Here is an 18,150-nt window from a genome sequence, read left to right on the forward strand (position 1 = left end):
AGGCGGCTCCTGCGAGCCGCCATTGACCGGAGTACTGAAGAACTCAGGAAGGTAATCGCTTAACGGGCGCGTTCTGCTGACGATCCCAGATGACCGTCAGTAACCGCTGCAGGGCGATAAACGCAAACAGCAGAATTCCGATGGCGATCTTGGTCCACCAGGAACTCAGCGTACCGTCGAAGTTAATCCAGGTCTGAATCAGCCCCTGAATCAACACACCGAACAGCGTGCCCAAAACTGTACCCACACCACCCGACAGCAGCGTGCCGCCAATCACCACTGACGCAATAGCATCCAGCTCCACACCCAACCCGGCCAGCGCATAACCTGCCGAGGTATAAATCGAGAACACGATCCCGGCCAGCGTCGCCAGCGTGGTGGAAAGCATATAAATCTTAATGGTGGTCGCGCGGGTCGAAACACCCATCAGCTGGGCGGATGTCATATTGCCACCGATGGCGTAAACCCGGTTACCAAAGCGCGTGCGGTGCGCCAGAATAATCCCGCCAAACACCACCACCAGCATAATCACCGCCAGCAGGCTGAGACGCCCACCGCCCGGCACTTTCCACGCCAGACTGGAAAGCATGCTGTAGAACGGATGATCGATAGGAATTGAGTTCTCCGACACCAGATAACTGCATCCGCGCAGGAAAAACATCCCCGCCAGCGTAATGATAAATGCCGGAATCTTCAGCGCATCAATCAGCCAGCCCATCATGGCCCCGAACAGCGCGCCCAGCGACAGGATCAGCGCAAAGGCCAGCAAGGGATCGATATGAAAATCACCGATCGCCCGGGCAAGAAACACGCCGGTAAAGGCGATCACTGCACCCACAGACAGATCGATACCGCCCGATAAAATCACGAAGGTCATGCCGACGGCGATAATCCCAAGGAAAGCATTATCGGTCAGGATATTGCAGATTACCCGGGTGGAGGCAAAGCCCGGAAACTGACTCAGACAAAACAGGTAACCCGCCACAAACACCAGCAAGGTGATCATCAGCGGAAGATGACGTTTAATCATGTCGGGCGTCTCCGTTTCAACATCGCAATAAACCGTGGTGACTGCAGCAACAGCACGCACATCACCACCACCGCTTTCACCACCTGATTCAGCTCAGGCGGGAAGCCGGAGAGCAAAATCCCGGTATTCATCGACTGAATAATCAGCGCGCCTATCAGCGACAACACCAGATTAAAGCGGCCACCCATCAGCGACGCACCGCCAATCACCACGGCGAGAATCGCATCCAGCTCCAGCCATAATCCGGCGTTATTCGCATCCGCACCGCGGATATCCGCCGCGACGATCAGTCCCGCAACAGCGGCACAAACGCCACTTATCGCGTAGGTTGACATCACCACCAGCCAGCCTGTCACACCCGCGTTACGGGCCGCGCGCAGGTTAATCCCCACGGCTTCGATAAACAGACCCAGCGCGGTTTTGCGCGTCAGCAGCCAGACCGCCAGCGCTACCACCAGCGTGATCCAGACCGGGACCGGCAGCATCCACAGCGAGCCGTTACCAAACCAGCCAAGACTGTCACTGTCGAACGTCACAATCTGCCCCTGCGTAATCAGTTGAGCGATACCGCGCCCGGCAACCATCAGAATCAGCGTGGCAACAAATGGCTGAATACGCAGCAGCGCCACCAGCACGCCATTCCATATGCCACAGGCTAAACCGGTTCCCAGCGTGCAGAGAATAATAAACGGCACACCATGTCCGGCTACAGTCAATGTCGCAGCCGTCGCGCCTGCGATAGCCATCACCGCACCCACGGAAAGATCGATGCCGCCGGTGGCGATCACCAGCGTCATCCCAATCGCCAGCAGGGCAACCGGTGCCGCACGGTTAAGAATATCGATCGGACTGCCGAACAGACGCCCATCCTGCAGATGCACGGCAAAAAAGTTATTGGCCACCAGACTGTCAATCAACAGCACCAACAGCAGCGCGGCGATTTGCGGCATCCCAGGCGGGAGTTTCAGCTTACGACGTGGCGTTTTTTCAGATGTCATAGGGGACTCAAGCATGTTTTACCCCTCCGTCCGCGATAGCATTGACGATCGACGCTACCGAAAGCTGCTCCAGCGGAATTTCTGCCACCTGCTTCAGATCGCGCATAATCAACACCCGATCGGCATAACCGACCAGCTCTTCGAGTTCAGAGGAGATCACCAGTAGCGCCAGACCGTCGGCGCACAGGGATTCAATTAAACGGATAATCTCGGCGTGCGCGCCCACATCAATGCCGCGCGTCGGTTCGTCGAGGATTAAAAACTGCGGTTTGGTCACCAGCCAGCGCGACAGCAGCACCTTCTGCTGGTTGCCGCCCGATAACAGCTCCACCGGCTGCTCTGCATGCGGCGTACGAATACCCAGACTCTTGATAAAACGATCGGCAATCGCCTGCTGCTCGCGCTTTTTAATCGGCCGTAGCCAGCCGCGCTGCGCCTGCAACGCCAGAATAATATTTTCACGAACCGAGGCCGCGCCAATAATCCCGTCAGTCTTGCGATCTTCCGGGCAGAAACCCATGCCCAGCTGCGAGGCTTTCGCCGGATTAGTAATGCGCTGCACCTTGCCTTTGATCTTCGCTGTTCCTCGGTCGGCACGACGAATACCAAACAACACCTCGGCGGTTTCGGTGCGGCCCGACCCCAGCAGCCCCGCCAGTCCTACGACTTCGCCTGGACGAACTTCCAGGTTAAAGGGCTCGATGGTGCCTTTCCTGCCGTAATCTTCAAACGACACCACCGGCTGATTGCTGCGCAGCGTGCTGCCCTGCCGCTGCAGTGCGGTCTCCAGCAGTTCGCGACCCAGCATCAGCTTAATCAGCTCAATCTGCGGCAGCGTGGCGGTATCGCGGGTGGCGATAAACTGCCCGTTACGCAGCACGGTAATCCGGTCAGTAATGCGGTACACCTGGTCGAGAAAGTGCGTCACAAAAATCAGGCTCATCCCTTTGGCTTTTAACTGCGCCATCAGGGTAAACAGCATCTCAACCTCGCTGGCATCCAGACTGGCTGTCGGCTCATCCAGGATCAAAACCTGGGCGGAAAGATCGACCGCGCGGCAAATGGCGATAATCTGCTGCATCGCCACCGAGTAGTGGCCCAGCGGACGTGTCACATCGAGGGAAAAACCATAATTCCGCATCAGCGCATCAGCTTCCCGCACCATCCGGCGACGGTCGATCATGCCAAAGCGGCGCGGTTCGCGGCCAATATAGAGGTTATCTGCCACCGACATATTCGGCAGCATATTCACTTCCTGATAAACGGTGCCGATGCCCATCTCCTGCGCCTGCGCCGTGTTATGCGGCGTAATCGGCTCACCATTCAGGGTGATGGTCCCTGCATCACGGCTGTAAACACCGGTCAGCACTTTGATCAGGGTGGATTTGCCGGCACCGTTCTCCCCCAGCAGCGCCATGATCTCCCCTTTACGGATATCAAAGGAAACATTATTCAGCGCTTTGACGCCGGGAAAACCTTTGCTGACGCCGCTGATGGATAACAGCGGTGTTTCATTTTGCGTGGTCATTCTGCTCACTCCGCCTCACGTCATGAAAAACCGCCCCGTAGGGCGGTCTGCGGCTGGTCTGCGGCTGATCGGTGAATCAGTAACCCATGCCTTTTTTGGTATCCAGCTCCTTCTGCGCGTCGGCAGGCAGGAACAGCTTAGATTCGGTCTTGATCACTTTTGGCGGCAGCGTGCCATCTTTCTTGAATTTTTCCAGCGCATCAAACGCCGGGCCAGCCATGTTTGGCGTCAGCTCCACGTTGGCGTTAGCCTCACCCGCCAGCATCGCTTTATAGATATCCGGTACACCATCAATCGAGCCGGTCAGAATATCTTTGCCCGGTTTCAGGCCAGCTTCTTTAATCGCCTGAATGGCACCGATCGCCATATCATCGTTATGCGCGTAAACCATGCAGATGTTTTTGCCGTTGTTCTCCGCCTTGATAAAACTCTCCATCACCTCTTTACCCTTACTGCGGGTAAAGTCACCCGACTGCGAGCGGATCACTTTAATGTTTGGATGGTTGCTGATCGCTTCAGCAAAGCCTTTCTTACGATCGATTGCCACGCTGGCACCCACCGTGCCCTGCAGTTCCACCACGTTACACTGCTTGTCGCCCACGGTTTTCACCAGCCAGTCGCCAATCAGCTTGCCTTCCAGCACGTTGTCAGCCGTCACCACCGCCTGATAGAGCGATTTGTCTTTCACCACAATGGCGCGGTCCAGCAGGTAAACCGGGATTTTGGCATCTTTGGCTTCTTCCAGTACCGGCTCCCAGCCGGTCTGCACCACCGGTGCGATGAAGATGGCATCAACGCCCTGAGCGATGAACGAACGTACCGCTTTGATCTGATTCTCTTGTTTCTGCTGTCCGTCGGCGATTTTCAGGGTGATTCCGCGTTTTTTGGCTTCGCTTTTCGCTACGTTGGTTTCCGCCGAACGCCAGCCAGATTCCGAACCTACCTGCGAGAAGCCGACCGTCATATCTGCAGCGAGTACCGGGCCGGTTAACGCGGCGCTGACCAGCGTGGTCAGAAGTAAACGTTTCCACATAGTTTTTAATCCTCTGAAAGGCGTTTGCTGTTTAGGGTAGAGAGCCTGCTTAGACTGGACTAAAAAAGCGTGCATAATGGCGACACACTTCACAAAATAGAGCAATTTAAAGGGGTTACGTGTAGTCACACGGTTTGACTGACGAGGGAGTTATGGATAAAACGGCTGAGTAGAAAAAATCTGCTCGTTAAATAATTGTAATAAACAGAATCGCTTATGCTGACTGCCTCTGGAAACGATTACAGCCAGGCGTACAAAACGGGTTATCTGGCCTGCGATGAACAAAAAATGGGATTTGTGATAGTCCGCACAGTAGATTACTGATCTGGGTCAGGGGCGAAACGTTTCTCTGGCAGTAAGTGCAGAATGGTTAATTTTCCCGGGCTAAAAGGGTGAGAAAGAAGCCACTAATGCATTGTCAGTGCTGAATAAGTAAAAAATAATATTTAACCTCTGCTTTTAAACGCTCTATGCCGGCTCTGTCCGTAATTAGTTAGTGAGGTGTTTAAGTTAGAGACGCTGAGTTGCTGGCTCAGACAATAGTAAAAAAGCCAGATCTGGAGTTTTAGTGACTAATAAGGTGCTTTTATCTGATTTTCGCCTTTTTTAAGCCGCATGATCTGGACAGCATAAGCTTGCCCCCTATACTGAGCACTCCTTTGTTACTTCTATCTGTTATGGCAATGATGACTGCGCACGATTACCTGCTTAAATTCCGCAAAGTAAATAATTCAGACAGTCTGGAAAAGCTTTTCGATCATCTTAATTACTCCCTGACGAATGATCTGGAGATCATCAATATGTACCGGGCTGCCGATCACCGACGTGCTGAACTGGTCTCTGGCGGACGGTTATATGATCTCGGCTGTGTCCCTAAAACGGTGTGGCGCTACGTGGTCTGATTTCCGGCTGATTTATCGCTGTTTATCCCGCTGATCTTGTCCGGATGGGCGTGCCCCTCTGGACATGTTATTCTGCTGCGCTTCGACTCCCCGAGACAGGAATAACCACGATGAATGAACAGGTTGCTGCGCCGCGTATTGGTGGCTGGCTTTTGCTGCCGCTGGCCTGGCTGATAATGACCCTGTTAACCACCGTTCTGGTGCTGGCGATGTATCTGACACCACTGTTTAATCCGGAATGGCGTGTGGCGCTGTTTTCTCACGGCAGCACACTCTTCTCTTACTGGGCTATTTCCCTGCTCACCGCCGTGGCGGTCTGGGCTTATAGTCTCTGGATCAGCTGGCTGTTCTTTAAGCGCTCCCGCCGCCTGCCGCGTCACTATCTGCTCTGGCTGCTGATTACCGTGCTGCTGGCGCTGAAAACCTTTGCCTTTACGCCGGTTACCGATAGCCGTGCCCTCCAGACATTACTGCTGTCGCTGCTGGCCGCTGCGGTGTTTGCGCCCTACTTCAAACGCTCAAAACGGGTAAAAACGACCTTTATCGCGCCGTAACGCTGTGAGTTATGTCAGGAATTTAATTCTGAGTGCGGTCTGCCGCTCAGCGGATGGCGCAGGTGTTGAGATACGCCGCGCTATCAATGATAATAAGCCGCTTTCTGGCTTCCAGGCGAAAAAATGACCGATTATCTGCTTCTCTTTGTTGGCACCGTGCTGGTGAATAACTTCGTATTAGTGAAGTTTCTCGGCCTGTGTCCTTTTATGGGCGTTTCCAAAAAACTGGAAACGGCAATTGGCATGGGTCTCGCCACGACATTCGTCATTACTCTGGCCTCGATCTGCGCCTGGCTGGTCAACCATCTGATCCTGTTGCCGCTGGATCTGGTCTATCTGCGTACCATGGCCTATATCCTGGTGATCGCCGTCGTGGTGCAGTTCACCGAAATGGTGGTGCGTAAAACCAGCCCGTCGCTCTATCGTCTGCTGGGTATCTTTCTGCCGCTGATCACCACCAACTGTGCGGTGCTGGGCGTGCCGCTGCTGAGCGTCAACCTTAACCACACCTTTATGCAGGCCGCGCTGTATGGTTTCAGTGCCTCTATCGGCTTCTCACTGGTGATGGTCCTGTTCGCCGGTATGCGCGAACGGCTGGTGCTGGCCAATGTTCCTGCTCCGTTTAAAGGTAACTCCATCGCCCTGATTACCGCGGGCCTGATGGCGCTGGCGTTTATGGGCTTCAGCGGTCTGGTGAAATTCTGATGACCGCGATCTGGATTGCTGTTGCCGTATTAAGTGCGCTGAGCCTGGTGTTCGGCGCGCTGCTGGGTTACGCCTCGCGCCGCTTTGAGGTCGAAGAAGATCCTATCGTTGAGCAGATTGATGCCATTCTGCCGCAGAGCCAGTGCGGTCAGTGCGGCTATCCGGGCTGTCGCCCGTATGCGGATGCGGTCGGCAACAATGGTGAAGCAATCAATAAATGCGCACCAGGTGGTGAGCAGACCATGCTCAAGCTGGCCGCGCTGCTTAATGTTGAACCGCAGCCCATTGATGGCGATGAAACGGCGAAAGAGCCTGTGCGCACCGTGGCGTTTATTGATGAAGCCAACTGCATTGGCTGCACCAAATGTATTCAGGCCTGTCCGGTGGATGCCATTGTCGGGGCAACCCGCGCCATGCACACCGTGCTGAGCGATGTCTGCACCGGCTGCGATCTCTGTGTCGCGCCCTGCCCGACTGACTGTATTGAAATGCGTCCGGTTGCCACCACCCCAGCTAACTGGAAGTGGGATTTAAATACCATTCCTGTACGGGTGATCCCGGTAGAAACTCATGCTTAATCTGTTTAACTTCCTGAAAAAAGAGAAGGTCTGGGATTTTCAGGGCGGTATTCATCCGCCGGAAATGAAAACCCAGTCCAACGGCACGCCGCTCAGCGAACTACCGTTGCCGCACCGTTTTATTATCCCGCTGAAACAGCATATCGGACATGAAGGTGAGATCTGCGTTGCGCCTGGCGACAAAGTGCTGCGCGGTCAGCCTCTGACATTTGGCACCGGCCGCATGCTGCCGGTCCATGCACCCACCTCCGGCGTGATTGAAGATATCGGTCAGCATATGACCGCGCACCCTTCGGGTCTCTCCGAGCTTTGCATTTTCCTGACGCCAGATGGCGACGACCGCTGGATGCCGCTGGATCCGCTGCCTGACTACCGTCAGCATCCGCGTGCCGACATTGTGCAGCGCATTCACGACGCCGGCATCGCCGGTCTCGGCGGTGCAGGTTTCCCCACAGCCACTAAGCTGAAAGGTGGCCTGCGCGGGGTTAAAACGCTGATTATTAATGCGGCGGAGTGTGAGCCTTATATCACCGCTGACGATCGTCTGATGCAGGACTACGCCGCCGAAGTCCTGGAAGGCAGCCGTATTCTCGCCTGGGTGTTACAGGCTGAACAGGTGCTGATTGGCATTGAAGATAACAAGCCTGAAGCCATTGCCGCACTGAAGCAGGCGCTGGGTAGCGAGCGCGATTTGCAAATCCGGGTCATTCCGACCAAATATCCTTCCGGCGGAGCCAAGCAGCTGACCCGCATCCTGACCGGGAAGGAAGTGCCGCACGGCGGGCGTTCCTCCGATATCGGTGTGCTGATGCAGAACGTCGGCACCGCCTGGGCGGTTAAGCGGGCCATTATCAATGGTGAACCGATCACCGAACGCGTTGTGACGCTGACCGGCGAGGCGATCGCCCAGCCGCGTAACGTCTGGAGTCGTCTCGGCACCCCAATCAGTCATCTGTTGCACCAGGTCGGGTTCACGCCTGCGCCGCGTCAGATGGTGATCATGGGCGGTCCGCTGATGGGCTTTACCCTGCCATCGCTGGATGTGCCGGTAGTGAAGATCACCAACTGTATTCTGGCTCCATCTGCCAGTGAGATGGCCAACAACGACGAAGAGCAGTCCTGCATTCGCTGTTCAGCCTGTGCCGATGCCTGTCCGGCCAAACTGCTGCCGCAGCAGCTTTACTGGTTCAGCCAGGGCGGCGATCATGATAAAGCGCGCGCTCACCATATTGATGACTGCATCGAATGTGGTGCCTGCGCCTATGTCTGCCCGAGCAATATTCCGCTGGTGCAATATTACCGTCAGGAAAAAGCGGAACTGCGCGCCATCGATCTGGAAGCGAAACGCACGCTGGAAGCCAAAGCACGCTTCGAAGCCCGCCAGGCGCGGCTTGAGCGTGAAAAGCAGGCTCGTGAAGCGCGACATGAAGAGGCGAAGCAACGCGTTGCCCGCACCGATACCAGCGAACTGGCTGCGGCCAAAGCGCGGGTGAAAGCCCGCCAGGCGGCCGAACCGGATGAGGCAACGCTTGAAGCTCAGCGTGAAGCCCGCCATGCCCAGGCGCGTCTGCGTCAGGCTGAGGCGCAGGCTGAAACCCAGCCGGTGACGCGTCAGACCGTCGATCCGCGTAAAGCGGCAGTTGAAGCGGCTATCGCCCGGGCGAAAGCGAAGAAAACAGTGCCGGTTGATGCGGCAAATAACCAGGCTGAGGCCAGTGTCGATCCGCGTAAAGCCGCAGTAGAAGCCGCCATCGCCCGCGCCAAAGCGAAGAAAGCTGTTCAGACGGAAAACGCCGAGGTTCCGCAGGCCGCAACCGACAGCGCTGCAGAAGCCGCGCCGGACGCCGCCGCTGAGACCGATCCGCGTAAAGCCGCGGTTCAGGCCGCCATCGCCCGCGCCAAAGCGAAGAAAGCTGTTCAGGCTGAAGGCGCTGATGCGCCACAGGCCGCAACCGACAGCGCTGCAGAAGCCGCGCCGGACGCCGCCGCTGATACCGATCCGCGTAAAGCCGCGGTTCAGGCCGCCATCGCCCGCGCCAAAGCGAAGAAAGCGGCCCAGGCGGAAAACGCCGAGGCACCACAGGCCGCAACCGACAGCGCTGCCGAAGCCGTGCCGGACGCCGCCGCTGAGACCGATCCGCGTAAAGCCGCGGTTCAGGCCGCCATCGCCCGCGCCAAAGCGAAAAAAGCCGCTCAGGCGGAAAACGCCGAGGCACCTCAGGCCGCAACCGACAGCGCTGCAGAGGCTGCGCCGGACGCCGCCGCTGAGACCGATCCGCGTAAAGCCGCGGTTCAGGCCGCCATCGCCCGCGCCAAAGCGAAGAAAGCCGCTCAGGCTGAAAGCGCCGAGGCACCACAGGCCGCAGGCGACCCCGTTGCAGAAGCCGCGCCGGACGCCGCCGCTGAGACCGATCCGCGTAAAGCCGCGATTCAGGCCGCCATCGCCCGTGCCAAAGCGAAGAAAGCCGCTCAGGCGGAAAGTGAGGCGGATGCCGCTTCTCGTGATGCCGCAGCACTGGCCACCGCCGCGCATTTTGCGGTGGATAAAGCGGAGCAGGCTCAGGAGCAGGCAAATAACGCCAATGCAGAACCTGAACAGGCACCTGAACTGAATCAACCCGATGATGCGCGCAAGGCCGCTATTGCTGCCGCCATCGCCCGTGCCAAAGCGCGTAAAGCGCAGTCGTCTACGACGCTTGAGGATTAAATGGCTTTTCGTATCGCAAGTTCTCCTTACACCCATAACCGCCGCAGCACCGGCAATATCATGCTGCTGGTGGTGCTGGCCGCGGTGCCAGGTTTTGCTGCACAGTGTTATTTCTTTGGCTACGGCACCTTTTTGCAGGTCTTACTGGCGACGCTGACTGCCTGGCTGACAGAGGCGGCAATTCTGCGACTGCGCAAAGCGCCCGTTGCCAGCACCCTGGCGGATAACTCGGCGCTGCTGACCGCCGTCCTGATCGGTATCAGCCTGCCACCGCTGGCGCCGTGGTGGCTGGTGGTGATCGGTACCCTGTTTGCTGTTGTCATTGCGAAACAGCTCTATGGCGGACTGGGCCAGAACCCGTTTAACCCGGCGATGGTCGGCTATGTGGTCCTGCTCATCTCCTTCCCGGTGCAGATGACCAGCTGGTTGCCGCCCGATACGCTTCAGGCGATCAAACCCGGGCTGATGGACAGCCTGAGCATGGTGTTCCAGGGCCACACGCTGGCGGGTGAAACCATGCAGCAGCTACAGATGGGTGTCGATGGCATCAGCCAGGCGACGCCGCTTGATACGTTTAAAACTGGTTTACGCGCGGGGCACAGTGCTGAACATCTGCTGGCACAGCCGATTTACAGTGGCGTGCTGGCGGGCCTCGGCTGGCAGTGGGTTAACACAGGTTATCTGGCCGGCGGCCTGTTCCTGCTGTGGAAAAATGCTATCCGCTGGCATGTCCCTGCCGCCATGCTGCTGTCACTGTCTTTTTGCGCGACGCTGGGCTGGTTCTTCTCACCAGAATCGCTGAACAGCCCGCTGATTCATCTTTTCTCCGGTGCCACTATGCTGGGTGCGTTCTTTATTGCCACCGATCCGGTGACCGCTTCGACTACCAACCGTGGCCGCCTGGTGTATGGCGCGCTGATTGGACTGCTGGTCTGGCTGATCCGCAGCTTTGGCGGTTATCCCGATGGCGTAGCGTTTGCTGTGCTGCTGGCGAACATCTGCGTGCCGCTCATCGATTACTACACCCAGCCGCGCGTTTACGGCCATCAGAAGGATTAAGCGATGCTGGAGACGATTCGCAAAAACGGGGTAACGCTGGCAATATTCGCCGCAATCACCACCGCCGCCACGGCAGTGGTGAATACCGTGACCAGGCCGACGGTGGAACATCAGACCCTGTTGCAGCAGAAAAATCTGCTGGACCAGGTGGTGCCTGTTGAGCTTTATGACAACAATATTCAGCAGGACTGTTACGTTGTCACGGATGCAGCGTTGGGCAACAGTGCGCCGCACCATCTCTTCCTGGCGCGTAAAGGTGGCCAGCCGGTCGCGGCTGCGCTGGAGACCACTGCGCCTGACGGCTATTCTGGTGCGATACAGTTGCTGGTTGGTGCCGATTTCCAGGGTAAAGTATTGGGCGTGCGGGTGATTGAACACCATGAAACGCCCGGTCTGGGGGATAAGATCGAACTGCGTATCTCTGACTGGATCAACAGCTTTAATGGCAAAGTGGTTCATGGTCCGGCAGATAAAGCCTTTGCGGTTAAGAAAGATGGCGGTGAATTCGATCAGTTCACCGGTGCCACCATTACCCCACGCGCGGTGGTCAATGCGACCAAACGCACCGCGCTGTTAATGAAAACGCTTCCGGAGAGACTCTCTTCGTTACCGGTATGTGGAGACGCAAATGAGTGAAGCTAAAAGCCTGCTGGTCGGTGGATTATGGAAGAACAACTCGGCGCTGGTGCAGTTGCTGGGCCTCTGCCCGCTGCTGGCGGTCACGGCGACCGCCACCAACGCGCTGGGTTTAGGACTGGCGACCACGCTGGTGCTGACCCTGACCAACAGTTTTATTTCCGCCTCGCGCCGCTGGGTGCGGTCGGAAATTCGTATCCCGATTTATGTGATGATCATCGCCTCGGTAGTGAGCTGCGTACAGATGCTGATCAACGCCTATGCCTATGGTCTTTATCAGTCGCTGGGGATTTTTATCCCGCTGATTGTGACCAACTGCATCGTGGTCGGTCGTGCTGAAGCCGTCGCCTCTAAAAGCAGCATTCCGCTTGCCGCGCTGGATGGCTTCGCCATCGGCATGGGCGCGACCTGCGCTATGGTGGTGCTGGGATCGCTGCGCGAAATTATCGGCAGCGGCACGCTGTTTAACGGTGCCGACCAGCTGCTCGGTCCCTGGGCGAAGTCGCTGCGTATCGAAGTGGTCCATTTCGATTCGCCAATGTTGCTGGCAATGTTGCCGCCAGGCGCCTTTATCGGTCTGGGCATGATGCTGGCGGGTAAATATCTGATCGATCAGAAGATGAAACAGCGGGCAGCACTGCATGCTCAGGCGGCCGAAACCGCGCCCCCTCAGGACGCCGTCGGGAAACCGGTGTGAATCAGACCAAACGGACCGAAATTCTCCGTCGGCTGCAGCAGAATAATCCGCATCCGACCACCGAACTCAACTTCAGCTCACCGTTTGAGTTGCTGATTGCGGTGCTGCTCTCGGCGCAGGCGACCGATGTCAGCGTGAACAAAGCCACCGCAAAGCTCTATCCGGTGGCCAATACGCCTGCCGCGATGCTGGCGCTGGGTATGGATGGCGTGAAGGAATACATTAAAACCATCGGCCTGTTTAACAGCAAAGCGGAAAATGTGATTAAAACCTGCCGCATTCTGCTTGAGCAGCACAACGGCGAAGTGCCGGAAGATCGTGCGGCGCTGGAAGCCCTGCCCGGTGTCGGCCGTAAAACCGCCAATGTGGTGCTCAACACTGCCTTTGGCTGGCCGACGATTGCCGTCGATACCCATATCTTTCGCGTCAGCAACCGGACGAAATTTGCGCCGGGTAAGAATGTGGAAGAGGTGGAGCAGAAGCTGCTGAAGGTGGTTCCGGCGCCGTACAAGGTTGATTGCCATCACTGGCTGATTCTGCACGGCCGCTACACCTGCGTGGCGCGTAAACCCCGCTGTGGCTCCTGCCTGATTGAAGATCTCTGCGAGTATCCCGACAAAGTCGAGTGATCGCACTGACGAGAAACCCGCTGCGGCGGGTTTTTTATTATCCGGCGATCACCGCTGCTGACGCGTCTCCTGCCTGATCCCCCTTTTCGCTGCTCTCCCTGTTCGTACGAATAACGGTACAGTTTGTCGGGTTGTTACATTGATGTTGATGATGGAGAATCGCCGCCCCTGACGATAAGAAAATGTTATGACACGGTGAGTAAAGTAATGAACAAAAGCGCTTCTGCCGGAAGCCATCCTCTGCGCCTGTTTCTGGCGCGCCTCTGGCCACATCCGCTGGCAGTGAGTAAAAAGCATGTAATGATCGCCGGACTGGGCGCCGGTATCGGCTTGATCCTGACCAGCCTGCTGAGCCACTGGGTGCTGGGCGAGCTGAATCTGTGGTTTGTCGCGCCGGTCGGTGCCTCGGCGGTTTTACTCTTTGGTCTGCCCGCCAGTCCGCTGGCTCAGCCGTGGGCAATCGTCGGCGGCAACAGCCTGTCAGCGCTGGCGGGCGTTACCGTCAGCCAGCTGATCCCTGATCCTGCCCTTGCCTGCGGCGTCGCAGCCTGTGTGGCGATCCTGTTAATGTTCCAGCTGCGCTGTCTGCATCCGCCCGGCGGTGCCGTTGCGCTGACCGCTATTCTGGGCGGCCCTTCAGTGCAGCAGCTTGGATATCACTTTGTCCTGACGCCGATCCTGCTCAATTCACTGACCCTGGCCCTGCTGGCTCTGCTGTTTAATAATCTGGCCGGTCGTCGCTATCCGCATCCGCTGGCCCCCGAAGAAGTTAAACCCGATCCGGTAGCCATGCCGGTCCCGCTGACGCGTGCGGATCTGCATCAGGCTTTGCAGGACGGTGAACTGCTGGATATAGACGAGGATGATTTACAGGCGCTGCTGCTGCGTGCTGAAGAGATTGCCCAGCGCCGTCAGTTCAGTGGCTGAACCCTGTCTGCCCGCACTGGCACATCTTTCAGTGTCGGCGCGACTTCTGGCATTCATGTCTCCTCTGAAACCTGGGCTTAAGAAGTTGATCGCTGCCACAGTTTTACTCTGCCGCTTCGCCCACGCCACTCCATAACATATTGATAACACAACCGTCCAGGCCGTACGCCCATCGGCTCCTGGGCGGATGCCCATAGAGCTGGCCTTTTCAGCGCCCTACACTTTGCTCTTCTTTACGTTTCTCACGAGGAAGACCGATGGATAGCGCCTTGTCCCCACAGCACGATGAGCTGATCGCCTCCGCCATCAAAAAGTTCTTCACCCATATCATCCCGATGCTGGTGGTGATGCTGATTATTAACCAGATCGACCGCGCCAATATTGGCTTTATCAAAGCGGAGTTGCGCACCGATGCCGGGATCAGCGCGGCGGCCTTTGGGCTGGGCGCGGGTCTCTTTTTTATTGGCTATGCGCTGTTTGAGGTGCCGAGCAACCTGATGATGAAGCGCTTTGGCGCCCGCGTCTGGCTGACGCGCATTATGATTACCTGGGGACTGGTGGTGGTCCTGACCGGTTTCGTCACCTCACCGATCCAGTTTTATCTGCTGCGTTTTTTACTTGGCGTAGCGGAAGCAGGCTTCTTTCCTGGCGTGCTGTTCTATTTCCGTCAGTGGGTGCCCAATGCCTGGCGCGGCCGTGCCACCGCGATGGTGCTGAGTGCCACCGCTGGCGCCTTTCTCTTCTCCGGCCCCATCACCGGCGCGATCCTGATGATGCACAATTTCCTGGGGATTGCTGGCTGGAAGTGGGTGATGTTTCTCGAAGGCGGTGCGTCGGTGCTGGTCGGCATTCTGGCCGCCTGGGTACTGGTGTCACGACCTGGCGAGGCGCGCTGGCTGAGTGCCGCGGAGAAACAGGCGCTGATGCAGCAGTTGCAGAATGAAGAGGCGCAGCGTGACGAGCTTAACCGCGAGCCAGGCAAAATGTCGCTGCTACGTAATCGCAGCCTGCTGTTCTTCTGCGCGATCTTTTTCACTATGACCATGACCGGCTACACGCTGGTGTTCTGGCTGCCGCAGATTATTCAGCGCATTCAGGGCTTCAGCAGTTTTGGCATCGGCATTCTCACCGCCGTGCCCTGGCTGTGCGCCATTATCGCCATTAACCTGCTGAGCCGCTTTTCAGACCGCCACCGCGACAAGCTCGATAAAGCGCTGGGTGTCGCCATGCTGGTCGCGGCCTGCGGCACCTTTATGGCCACGCTGGGTTCCCCGTGGTTTGGCTTCCTGGCGATGATCGTGGCCTGTATCGGCTCGAAAGTCAGTGCGACCTTTTTCTGGCCGATGCCACAGGGAGAGCTGCCGGCCTCGATTGTCGCGCCCGGCATTGCGCTGGTGAATTCCGTTGGCAACCTCGGCGGCTTCTTCGCACCGACGGTGTTTGGCTATCTGGAGATGAAGACCGGCTCCACCACCGGCGGTCTCTACGCCCTGACCAGCGTCTCGTTGCTGACCGGGCTGTGGCTGCTGCTGCGCCGCAAGCCATCCCCGCCTTCCCTTGATCCTATGGAGAATCAACATGTCAGACAGTCCAGTCATTAAAACAATGCGGGTAGTGCCGGTCGCCGGATATGACAGCATGCTGCTGAACATTGGCGGCGCACACAACTGCTACTTTACCCGTATCCTGGTGATCCTGACTGACTCGGCTGGTCGTACCGGCGTCGGCGAAAGTCCGTGTCACGCTTCAACGCTGGCGCTGCTTGAGCGCTTTCGTCCGCAGATTGAGGGCAGCGAACTCCTGCGGCTGAATGCCACCATCGCCACGCTGTTTGCCAGCGACGCACGACACCAGCAGACCGCGCATACCGACGACATTCATATTCCGCAGATGAATCCGGAGAAGTTTTACAACGCCACCGCGGCGATTGAAGCGGCGCTGCTTGATCTGCTGGGTCAGCACCTGAATCTGCCGGTGGCCGAGTTACTTGCCAGCGGCAAACAGCGCGATCGGGTGCCGGTCCTCGGCTATCTGTTCTATATCGCCGACCGTAATCTGACCAGCATGAACTATCAGGCGGGCCACACGGGTGGTGATGCCTGGCTGCAACTGCGTCATGAGAAAGCGATGGACGCGGAAGGCGTGGTGCGGCTGGCGGAGGCGGCAGCGGATCGCTATGGCTTCCGCGATTTCAAACTCAAGGGCGGTGTCCATCACGGCGAAGTGGAAGTGGAGACGGTCAATGCCCTGCTGGCGCGCTTCCCGCAGGCGCGGGTAACGGTTGATCCCAACGCCAGCTGGTCGCTGGATGAGGCCATTTATTATGGCAAACAGCTGGCGGGCCGCATTCCCTATCTGGAAGATCCCTGTGGCGCGGAGCATGGCTATTCCGGTCGGGAAACGCTGGCAGAATTCAGGCGGGCCACCGGCATTCCGGTTGCCACGAATATGATCGCCAACGACTGGCGACAGTTGCAGCATGCGCTGCAGCTGAATGCCATCGACATCCCCCTGGCCGACCCACACTTCTGGACGATGCGTAACGCGCATACCGTGGCGCAGCTCTGCCATGAGTGGGGCCTGACCACCGGCTGCCACTCAAACAACCACTTTGACGTGTCGCTGGCGATGGTGGCGCATCTGGGGGCCGCCGCACCGGGTGATCGCCTGACCGCCTTTGATACCCACTGGATCTGGCAGGATGGGCAGCAGCTGACGCAGCATGCGCCGCAGATTCGGGATGGCTATCTGGAACTGCCAGAGGGTCCAGGGCTGGGGATTACCCTGAATATGGCGCGGGTTGAAGCGGCACATGCGCTCTACAACTCGCTACCGGACAAAAACCGAAACGATGCGCTGGGCATGCAGTTTCTGATCGATAACTGGTCCTTTAACGCAAAACGCCCGGCCATGCTGCGCTGACGAGCATCACCCTGTGACAGTGTCACAGGGTGATCGCGTTTAGCGTTGCGCCAGCGCCGCCTGCATCCAGGCAATCACCAGCGGAGAATCTTTGTCCTGCAGTGCGGCGCGTTCCGACTGAAACAGCGTGGCGACATAAAATGGGTGATCCGGTAGCTCAACGCCACGCACATCGCCCGCGTTGTCCCAGGCAGTAATGCGCAGCGTATTATCGCCCAGCGCTGCACTGAATTCCGGGTTAACACCAAAGTTACAGTGATAACCTTCATCGCTCTCCAGCACGCCGTAGGCTCTGGCAATGCGTGACCCGGGTTCGAACCTCACCGCGCCGCGCTGTTCCACCAGCGAGCAGCTCAGCGGGGCAATCACCATCCTCCCCCCGGTGTCCGTCTCGGCATGACTGGCATCCTGCCAGCCCAGTACGTTGCGCGCATACTCGATCAGCGCATACTGGAATCCACCGCAGGAGCCAAGAAAAGGCTTTCCGGTTTCACGCACCCAGCGGAGTGTATCAAACACGCCGGCATCATTTCGATAGGGGCTACCGGGCACCACCCAGACGGCATCGCTGAGTTGCAGTTCTGACTCATCCAGTCGGTCAGTGGCGATCCACTCCGCTTCAGCGGTGATATTCAGCAAGCGGGCAGCACGTTCAATAGCAAGGGGGATAGCCTGATGGGCAACCGCATCGGCGCGGTAGTCACCAACCAGGGATAAGCGCAGGGGGGACGACATAAACAGATCCTTCTCGGGGAAATTGAGAGGTTACAGTAATGTTAATTTTCTGTCGAGGGCGAGATGAAAGCAGATTATCGTGACAGGTTTTTTAACACGCACGGGCAGCTTTTAACCGGCAGACTGAGCTGATTTTTATCTTCCCCACGCCTGCGAGCACCCTCACCTGTCGCGTCAGACGAGACGACGCAACCGGTTTCTTTTTTTCCTTTCTGAAATAAATCATCTGTTTGTGCACAGGATCATCATTTGACGGTTTTTGCGGCAATGCCGGGCGTGTAATGTCCGATAATTCGGCAGATTGACTGTGGATTAACCAGCAACCTGCCGTTAGTGCTGCCTGATTATCATTCAGCGAACTATTTATCTGGTTAACCTCGCATTAGCAGTTAATGTTAATACTCTCCAGTGCAAGGCGCTTATCCAGCGCTTATGCACTGCTATTTTCATCACACTCAAAATTAAAAACCAATTAACAGTTTGTTATAAGTTTTTTAACCCAACATTTCA

The 18,150-nt window shown here is 57.2% G+C and carries 17 protein-coding genes; 12 read left to right on the forward strand and 5 right to left on the reverse strand.

Features of this window, described 5'->3' with window-relative positions; all coding sequences use genetic code 11:
• Positions 1 to 43: 43 nt before the first annotated feature.
• The 4 genes from yjfF to ytfQ form a co-directional block, all read right to left on the reverse strand.
• The gene (gene yjfF, locus EPG66_RS02770; protein WP_010670080.1) at positions 44 to 1,030 is read right to left on the reverse strand and encodes a galactofuranose ABC transporter, permease protein YjfF; all 987 of its coding nucleotides are present in this window, start codon (positions 1,028 to 1,030) and stop codon (positions 44 to 46) included.
• Positions 1,027 to 2,043 carry a galactofuranose ABC transporter, ATP-binding protein YtfT gene (gene ytfT / locus EPG66_RS02775; protein ID WP_031591461.1) on the reverse strand — a complete coding sequence of 339 codons (1,017 nt, stop codon included), beginning with the start codon at positions 2,041 to 2,043 and terminating at the stop codon, positions 1,027 to 1,029. Before ytfT ends, yjfF begins: the two co-directional genes overlap by 4 nt.
• Positions 2,036 to 3,556, reverse strand: coding sequence for a sugar ABC transporter ATP-binding protein (locus EPG66_RS02780; protein WP_010245377.1), 1,521 nt, complete (start codon positions 3,554 to 3,556; stop codon positions 2,036 to 2,038). Before EPG66_RS02780 ends, ytfT begins: the two co-directional genes overlap by 8 nt.
• Positions 3,557 to 3,632: 76 nt before the next feature.
• Entirely contained in the window at positions 3,633 to 4,589 is a 957-nt protein-coding gene (gene ytfQ, locus EPG66_RS02785) for a galactofuranose ABC transporter, galactofuranose-binding protein YtfQ (RefSeq protein ID WP_010245380.1), read from the reverse strand.
• Between the two features lie 686 nt (positions 4,590 to 5,275).
• Here ytfQ and ydgT point away from each other — a divergent pair.
• The 12 genes from ydgT to EPG66_RS02845 all read left to right on the forward strand — a co-directional run bounded on the left by ydgT (position 5,276) and on the right by EPG66_RS02845 (position 16,905).
• Positions 5,276 to 5,491 (forward strand): transcription modulator YdgT, encoded by a 216-nt coding sequence (gene ydgT / locus EPG66_RS02790; RefSeq protein WP_003853427.1) that lies wholly within the window; start codon positions 5,276 to 5,278, stop codon positions 5,489 to 5,491.
• 110 nt (positions 5,492 to 5,601) lie between these two features.
• Positions 5,602 to 6,045: a DUF2569 domain-containing protein gene (locus EPG66_RS02795; protein WP_010245382.1), complete on the forward strand. Its 444-nt coding sequence runs from the start codon at positions 5,602 to 5,604 to the stop codon at positions 6,043 to 6,045.
• Positions 6,046 to 6,168: 123 nt separating this feature from the next.
• Positions 6,169 to 6,750 carry an electron transport complex subunit RsxA gene (gene rsxA, locus EPG66_RS02800; protein WP_003853423.1) on the forward strand — a complete coding sequence of 194 codons (582 nt, stop codon included), beginning with the start codon at positions 6,169 to 6,171 and terminating at the stop codon, positions 6,748 to 6,750.
• Entirely contained in the window at positions 6,750 to 7,328 is a 579-nt protein-coding gene (gene rsxB, locus EPG66_RS02805) for an electron transport complex subunit RsxB (protein ID WP_010245386.1), read from the forward strand. Before rsxA ends, rsxB begins: the two co-directional genes overlap by 1 nt.
• On the forward strand, positions 7,321 to 10,035 hold the full coding sequence (rsxC, locus tag EPG66_RS02810; protein ID WP_182685906.1) for an electron transport complex subunit RsxC: 2,715 nt from the start codon (positions 7,321 to 7,323) through the stop codon (positions 10,033 to 10,035). Before rsxB ends, rsxC begins: the two co-directional genes overlap by 8 nt.
• Entirely contained in the window at positions 10,036 to 11,094 is a 1,059-nt protein-coding gene (gene rsxD / locus EPG66_RS02815) for an electron transport complex subunit RsxD (protein ID WP_069026187.1), read from the forward strand. It begins immediately after the preceding gene.
• A 3-nt stretch (positions 11,095 to 11,097) separates the two neighbouring features.
• Positions 11,098 to 11,730 (forward strand): electron transport complex subunit RsxG, encoded by a 633-nt coding sequence (rsxG, locus tag EPG66_RS02820; RefSeq protein ID WP_031591464.1) that lies wholly within the window; start codon positions 11,098 to 11,100, stop codon positions 11,728 to 11,730.
• Entirely contained in the window at positions 11,723 to 12,427 is a 705-nt protein-coding gene (locus tag EPG66_RS02825) for an electron transport complex subunit E (RefSeq protein ID WP_182685908.1), read from the forward strand. Before rsxG ends, EPG66_RS02825 begins: the two co-directional genes overlap by 8 nt.
• On the forward strand, positions 12,424 to 13,056 hold the full coding sequence (gene nth, locus EPG66_RS02830) for an endonuclease III (RefSeq protein ID WP_182685910.1): 633 nt from the start codon (positions 12,424 to 12,426) through the stop codon (positions 13,054 to 13,056). Before EPG66_RS02825 ends, nth begins: the two co-directional genes overlap by 4 nt.
• Before the next feature lie 207 nt (positions 13,057 to 13,263).
• Positions 13,264 to 13,983, forward strand: a complete 720-nt coding sequence (locus EPG66_RS02835) for an HPP family protein (RefSeq protein WP_069026185.1) — start codon at positions 13,264 to 13,266, stop codon at positions 13,981 to 13,983.
• 257 nt (positions 13,984 to 14,240) lie between these two features.
• Positions 14,241 to 15,584 carry an MFS transporter gene (locus EPG66_RS02840; RefSeq protein ID WP_039391884.1) on the forward strand — a complete coding sequence of 448 codons (1,344 nt, stop codon included), beginning with the start codon at positions 14,241 to 14,243 and terminating at the stop codon, positions 15,582 to 15,584.
• Positions 15,562 to 16,905 carry an enolase C-terminal domain-like protein gene (locus EPG66_RS02845; protein WP_143990179.1) on the forward strand — a complete coding sequence of 448 codons (1,344 nt, stop codon included), beginning with the start codon at positions 15,562 to 15,564 and terminating at the stop codon, positions 16,903 to 16,905. Before EPG66_RS02840 ends, EPG66_RS02845 begins: the two co-directional genes overlap by 23 nt.
• 39 nt (positions 16,906 to 16,944) lie before the next feature.
• Here EPG66_RS02845 and EPG66_RS02850 read toward each other — a convergent pair whose 3' ends face one another.
• Entirely contained in the window at positions 16,945 to 17,640 is a 696-nt protein-coding gene (locus tag EPG66_RS02850) for a CTP synthase C-terminal region-related (seleno)protein (RefSeq protein WP_182685912.1), read from the reverse strand.
• Positions 17,641 to 18,150 lie beyond the last annotated feature (510 nt).

This window comes from Pantoea pleuroti (assembly GCF_014156615.1).
In the GTDB taxonomy this organism is placed as follows: domain Bacteria; phylum Pseudomonadota; class Gammaproteobacteria; order Enterobacterales; family Enterobacteriaceae; genus Pantoea; species Pantoea agglomerans.